We start from the raw sequence: 6,807 nt of genomic DNA on the forward strand, positions 1-6,807 counted from the left end.
TTTATCAACCTTAATGAAATAAAAATTCGTTCCCTTAACAAGCCTTTACAAAAAAAGACGTAGCTTAATGCTACGTCTTTTTTCATCCCTAATGCGAACTCATATAAAAATTGATAAAAAAGGCAATTGTGATCACATACATCATCCAATGAATTTCGCGACGGCGTCCTGTAAACAGTTTAATCGCTGTGTATGAAATGAAGCCGAATGCTAAACCTTCTGCAATGCTGTAGGTTAACGGCATCATGACAATTGTTAAGAAAGCGGGAACAACTTCAGTAAAGTCGTCGAAGTTAACGTTTCGAATGTCACTCAGCATAAGCGAACCAATAATAATGAGTGCCGGAGCAGTAGCAACGCTTGGGATAAATTGAATGAGCGGTGCAAAAAACAAGGTAAATATAAATAAGATGGCAACCGTTAATGCCTTTAAGCCGGTACGCCCTCCTTCTGCAATACCTGTTGCATTTTCAATATACGTATTTAACGCAGTGCTTCCAAAAATAGCACTCGCCATTGTACCGATTGAATCCGCTGCAAGCGCGCGATTTAAACCTGGAATTTTACCGTTTTTATCTACCAAGTTGGCTTTTTTAGATAATCCAATCAATGTCGCTAGCGTATCAAATAATTCTACGATGGTGAAAGAAAATACAACTGAAAAAATGCCGTAGGCAACTGCACCCTTTAAATCCATTTGAAAAAATGTTTCTCCAACGCTTGGCGGCGTAGCTGAAAAGACGTCTTTCAAGGAATGAGGAACTGCTTGTACTCCTACAATCATCGCTAATATTGTCGTAGCAAAAATACTTATAATGAGAGCACCTTTTACATTTTTAGCCATCAGTACAGCTGCTAATATCAGCCCAAAAATAGCCAGTAAGGGACCTTTATCCATGACATTTCCAAGCCCTACAAAAGTAGACTCGTTTGCCACAACTAATCCAGCGTTTTTCAAACCGATAAACGCAACAAAAAGACCAATTCCAACTGCTATGGAAGACTTTAATACGTTCGGAATGGCATCAATAATCTTTCCGCGTATTCCTGTTACCGTTAAAACAAAAAATAAGACCCCGGATATAAAAACTGCTCCAAGTGCCGTTTGCCATGACAATCCTTGCCCTAATACTACTGAATACGTAAAAAACGCATTTAAACCCATCCCTGGACCGGTTACAATCGGGAAATTTGCCCATAGAGCCATCAGTAACGTACTAAATRCAATGGCATAAATGGTAGCTGCAAGAGCCGCTTCTCGGGGAATACCCGCGTCAGACATGATAATGGGGTTGACAATTACCATATAGCTGACCGTCATAAAAGTTGTAAGTCCTGCTAGTATTTCTTGTTTTGGTGTTGTGTTGCGCTCTGATAGTTTAAACAAGCGCTCTAATATTCCGTTACGCTCCAACACGCGCGCCTCCCTACTTCTAAAAAAAATAAAAAATCCTACCTATTCAAATGTCCTAAAAAAGACACGATTTAGGAGGATTTTACGTTGCAAAGTAAAATCTTTTGTCCTATTATAGTCTTAATTTGTAGATATGCAAAGGTAGAAAACGCTATCATTATAAAAATTTTTATCTTCCGTTAGTTTGGAATTTTGAAAATTTATTTCTCTTATCTTTTTAGTCTGTTGCAAGAGTACTCTTTTTACTCATTTATACAAAAAAGAGATTAAGACATCACTAAATAAATCCATTCTCAAGACAAATAAACAGATGAAACCTACGTTCACCTTGACAACAAAAAAACTCGAATTATTAATCAATAACTCCGATTAATAATTCGAGTTTTACTTTTGTTAAAATACTTTTATTCCAGCCTCTTCTTTGTTTTACATCTTATGAAATCAAAAGCGGGATTCTTTTTAAAAGACGATCAATCGAATGATTTGCTTCTTTCAATACAATTCCTTGGTCAATTGTTTTTAACACGCGATTTTCCATCACAATTTCTCCATCAACCATCGTTAATTCTACATCTCCTCGCGTTGCTGAATACACAACTCTGGAAATAGGGTCTACGCCGTAAGATGGAAAAGTATGAAGCTGATTTAAATTTAAAATAGCAAGATCCGCTTTTTTCCCGACCTCTAAACTTCCAATTTCTTTTTCAAGCCCGACTGCTTTCGCTCCGCCGATTGTAGCCATTTCTAGCACGTGCTTTGCATTCATGGCCGTTGGTCCGTGCGAGGGTTTATGAATCGTAGCGGCCAGCCTCATTTCGTTGAACATATCCAAATTATTATTACAAGGAGCACCGTCAGCGCCAAGACTTAAAAATACACCTTGCTCTAATAAACCGGGCACATCTGCGATTCCCGATGCAAGTTTTAAGTTTGAGCCTGGGCAATGACTAACTTTTACTCCTTGATTCTTAATAATTTGCTTTTCTTGATCATTTAGCCACACACAGTGCGCTAAAATAAGGCGTTCATTGGCTAATCCTAAATGATCTAAGTACATGATATTTCTCATACCCGTTTCAGCTTCTACGATGCGAATTTCTTCTTGATTCTCAGAAGCATGAGTATGTACATGGACATTATATGCAGCTGATAAATGGCTCACTTCACGCAGCAAATCTTCCGTACACGACAGCACAAATCTTGGGGAGAATGCGTATCGAATACGACTGTTATTTGAATTATGCCATTTTTCAAGCAGCTCTACACTTTCTTTGATCGAGTCAGCCGTTGTCTCCTGCAGAGCTTTTGGCAGATCATCGCCTTTTTTATCCATCATTACTTTTCCTGCAAGAGCTCGGATTCCACTTTGAGATATAGCTTGAAAAGCAGAGTCCGTATGATGAACAGTTTCCATATCTACAATTGTTGTAGTCCCGCTCTGAATGAGTTCGCCGATCCCTAACAGCGCTGAATAATAGATAGATTCTTCATCATGTGAAGCTTCAAGCGGCCATATTTTCTTCTTTAGCCAGTCTAGCAGCTCTAAATCATCTGCTTGCCCTCTAAAAAGCGTTTGACATAAATGGATATGAGTATGTATAAAGCCCGGCACAATCGTTTTATTTGCTGCGTCAATGACTTTATCTACCTTTTCCGGATGCAGGTTTTTCCCGATTGCTGCAATACGATTTCCAACAATATAAAGGTCACCGTAAATAATATCATTCTTCTCATTCATCGTAATAATCTCTGCATTTTTAATTAATGTGTGCGTCATACCTTCTTTCCCCTCTTTCGTAACATCTATCTATTTCTAGCTCAAGCCGAACACTAACATCTTCAAGCAATCTTTCTTACACTGTTCTTAAATATATATGGTGCATGCTCTGAGTTGAATAAGTGTAGGTAACCTCATGCGCGATAGAGAGTTTGGGTAAAAAAAATTCCTAGCTGATTATACAGCTAGGAGGTTGGATTTATGATAAAATCCCAAGTCCCTTTTTCAAGAGGTTATACGAAATCGCAGGAGAATAATGTGATCTTGTATTTATAATATGGTGTTTTCAGTCTATATACCAGCTTTTTGTCAGAAGTTCTAACATTGTTTTTTTATTCTTTTTTATTATGTAACTTTTCTTAACACCCTTATTTTTCATGTTATGCAATTTATTTTCGTTTCTTCTATGTAATATTTCCTAAAAATAAAGAATCTATCTTCTGTTTCTATACAAAACAGAAAAGTTATTTTATGATTTGTATGATTAAAAAACTACAAATCTATATTTTAGGGGTGATTAACTTGGAAAAAATAAATGTTGGCTGCCGTTTTACGCTTTCCGTTATGAGTGATAACTTTATCGATATTATTTTAGGCGCACTAAACGAAGTGGATATGTCTAAAGTTCAGCGAAAAACGGACCGTGTTAGTACGTTTATTGAAGGAAGTGCTAAAGACGTATTTGAAGTTGTGCAAGCCGTTTATAAAAGTGCTGGAAAATCAGGAAAGCATATTGTGCTGAATGCCACGTTTTCAACAGGGCAGCACGAAGAATATTTTGAAGAAAGAAAAATAAAACCAAAAGAAAACATATCTTCAAACCAACAGCTTTGTGCTTCGTTCCCTGTATCCACTCAATTTTCTTTGTATCCATTAGATACGCCGCATTATGTAGACATCATCAAAAGCGGAATTGGCGCAGTTAAACAACAGGGAGTATTTGCCGAAACCGTGCCTTTTGCAACAGCTTTAGAAGGAGATGTGAACAAAGTATTCGCTTCTCTATACGAATGTTTTATGAAATCTGTACAGCAAGCTCGTGTCGTGATGACAGTTAATATGTCAGCACACAGTCCTTCTTCAAAACGATAAATTACTTCGTATCTATTTATAAAGATAGAATACTAGAAAGGATTTATATAAATATGGCTACAAAAAGAACGTTTTTTTCTTTTTTCCTGATAAGTGCGTTATTATGTCTATTAGTCGTACCAAACTCTGTTATGGCTAGTGAAAAACCTGCACATTTAACGGTTGCTTCTTACACGCAGTTCTTGAAAGCGCAAAGTGATAAAAGTTCACTGTATGAATTTTCAAAACTGTCGCGTCAACAAAAACAAAAAGTTGTACAATCACTAAAGAATCCATCTCTGTTAAAAATGGATATTGAAGAGACTAGCGGCACGGTCGAAGCTGCAAGTACAGCAGCATACGGAGCAAGAACGGCTTCACCTTTATTCAAAACAGCAGCTTATACGGCTTCTTATAAAGCGGCTGGATTTACAACAACAAAACTAACGGTGTATGTAGACTATTACACGAAAAACTCATCGGTGACTTCAGTCAAAAGTGTACGAGGCGTCGTCACGAAAAATGTAAACCCCCTTGTGTCTATTTCAAAAAAGAGCTCAAAATCTTGGGTGCAAAATAATCGAGCCTACGGGCGAATCGACTGGCAGTGGAAAATTGCAGCTAAAAATGCCGGAATCAAAAGACAAACTGCTTACGGTACAGCTTCCGGCGCTTCCGGCGGATCAACAGCTACAGTTAATTGATAAAGAGGAATAAATAATGAAAAAAATGATGTGGTGGATTGTTGGTATTACAATTGGAGTACTTTTACTAGGAATTATGGTAGGTTATTTATCATTTTATAGCATATAAAAACAGCAGGTAATTTCGCCTGCTGTTTTTTATCTAAATGTCATCTTCTTGTCATAAAATTAAAACCTCCACTTACAGTGTCTAAGTGCCTGTAAGAAGAGGTTGGGATCACAATTGTTAGTAAGCCTGGTCTCTTCTTATCTTTCAAGCACTGCTTGTGGGAGTTGGCACGGTTCTATAAAGTCCGTTGCCGAGGTTTCACAGGGCCTATCCCTCCACCTCTCTTGATAAGAAGTTTGTCGAATTTTGTTGATAATTGTTGATAAGATAAATATTATGTTACATGCTGCACAAACAGATGTCAACTACTTTTCAGAAAATTGTTTTCCCTCTAAAACTATGATATCGCTACCATTACTATGACAACTAGGTTACAAATATATAATTTTTTTATATTTTTTTATCACGCTTTTACAGCTGACTTTTTCTCAAAGGAAGTGATAGCCTCATCTAGCATACGAATGCCGGCATCTATCTGTTCTTTTGTTACAGTAAGCGGAGGTACCATGCGAATAACTTCACTTACATTTCCGCAAAAATAAAATAACACACCTTTTTCTAAAGCTAAGTCTAAAATCTCGAATAAGGCGTCTCCATCGCCTTCTCCCGTATGCGGATTAACAATTTCAATTCCAATCATAAGTCCTAAACCACGGATATCCCCAATAATTGAATGTTTGTCCTTTAAAAGATGCAGCTTTTCTAACGCATAAGCGCCCATTTTTTTCGTGTTATCCAGCAGTTGTTCTTCTTTCATCACTTCAAGAGTTGCAAGTGCTGCTGAACATCCAATAGGATTTCCTCCAAATGTTGTACTATGTGTGCCAAGGGGCCACTGCTTCATTAATTCTTGAGAAGCTACCGTTGCACTAAGCGGAATTCCAGAAGCAATTCCTTTTGCTATAGCCATAATATCTGGCACGACATCAAACGTTTGTCCAGCAAACCATTCGCCGGTACGGCCAAATCCTGTTTGCACTTCATCGAAAATAAGTAATATTCCGTGACGATCACAAATCTCTCTTAACTTCTTCATCCAACTTTTCGGAGGAATAATATAGCCGCCTTCTCCTAATACTGGTTCCAAAATAACGGCTGCCACTTCTTCAGGCGTGACTTGGTGCTTAAAGAGTATTTCAAAATCTTTTTCAAGCTTTTCAGTAAAGTACACATCGCTGTCTAGCTCCGCAGGGCACTCTTTTGGATTCGCATATGGAATTTGATACGTCAGTCCTGAAGGCTGCTGAAATTGTCTATATTTGCTTTTCGAGGTTGTAACACTTAAAGCTCCCATCGAGCGGCCATGAAAACACCCTAAAAAAGAAATAACATACGGACGCTTTGTGACATGTCTCGCTAATTTCAAGGCTCCTTCAATTGCTTCGGTGCCACTATTTCCAAAGAAAAAGCAGTCTAAATTGCCCGGCGTTACTTTTCCTAACTCATCGGCTAACTTTAGTATCGATTCGTACATAATAACACCTGAAGGACCGTGCAATAATTGATCTGCTCCGTCTTTGATTGCTTTTACTACTTTCGGATGTCTGTGTCCTACATTAGTCGTAGCGATTCCGGAAGTAAAATCGAGATATTCTTTACCATCCAATCCATAATAATAGCATCCTTCTTCTTTCACAACGGGCAAATTCGGATGGTCTTTAGCCATCGTCGGTGCTAGCAATTCAGGCATTCTTTCAAATAAGTGACTCCAATCTTTTGACATACTACATCC

General features: G+C 37.9%; 5 protein-coding genes and 1 riboswitch. Of the genes, 2 read left to right on the forward strand and 3 right to left on the reverse strand.

The genetic code is table 11. The features are described from left to right. Positions 1–88: 88 nt before the first annotated feature. Together AC1DRF_RS13525 and AC1DRF_RS13530 are read right to left on the reverse strand one after the other, a co-directional pair. Entirely contained in the window at positions 89–1,414 is a 1,326-nt protein-coding gene (locus tag AC1DRF_RS13525; protein ID WP_477740919.1) for an NCS2 family permease, read from the reverse strand. 433 nt (positions 1,415–1,847) lie between these two features. Further along, on the reverse strand, positions 1,848–3,191 hold the full coding sequence (locus AC1DRF_RS13530; RefSeq protein WP_043980115.1) for a 5'-deoxyadenosine deaminase: 1,344 nt from the start codon (positions 3,189–3,191) through the stop codon (positions 1,848–1,850). A gap of 513 nt (positions 3,192–3,704) precedes the next feature. Here AC1DRF_RS13530 and AC1DRF_RS13535 point away from each other — a divergent pair. After that, positions 3,705–4,283 carry a YkoF family thiamine/hydroxymethylpyrimidine-binding protein gene (locus AC1DRF_RS13535; RefSeq protein WP_255255764.1) on the forward strand — a complete coding sequence of 193 codons (579 nt, stop codon included), beginning with the start codon at positions 3,705–3,707 and terminating at the stop codon, positions 4,281–4,283. Between the two features lie 53 nt (positions 4,284–4,336). Further along, a complete protein-coding gene (locus AC1DRF_RS13540; RefSeq protein ID WP_427075627.1) occupies positions 4,337–4,966 on the forward strand; it encodes a hypothetical protein in 630 nt (209 codons plus the stop codon). A 243-nt stretch (positions 4,967–5,209) separates the two neighbouring features. Then, a riboswitch (SAM riboswitch) is annotated at positions 5,210–5,309 on the reverse strand. 169 nt (positions 5,310–5,478) lie between these two features. Here the strand turns inward: AC1DRF_RS13540 and AC1DRF_RS13545 are convergent. Then, positions 5,479–6,798: an aspartate aminotransferase family protein gene (locus AC1DRF_RS13545; protein WP_323618482.1), complete on the reverse strand. Its 1,320-nt coding sequence runs from the start codon at positions 6,796–6,798 to the stop codon at positions 5,479–5,481. Positions 6,799–6,807 lie beyond the last annotated feature (9 nt).

Source organism: Priestia sp. P5_B4 (assembly GCF_056400385.1).

What these genes read in the sequence shown, in the direction of transcription:
- AC1DRF_RS13530 (WP_043980115.1), bottom strand. Translation starts at nt 3,191, where the DNA reads ATGACGCACACATTAATTAAAAATGCAGAGATTATTACGATGAATGAG.
- AC1DRF_RS13545 (WP_323618482.1), bottom strand. Translation starts at nt 6,798, where the DNA reads ATGTCAAAAGATTGGAGTCACTTATTTGAAAGAATGCCTGAATTGCTA.
- AC1DRF_RS13540 (WP_427075627.1), top strand. Translation starts at nt 4,337, where the DNA reads ATGGCTACAAAAAGAACGTTTTTTTCTTTTTTCCTGATAAGTGCGTTA.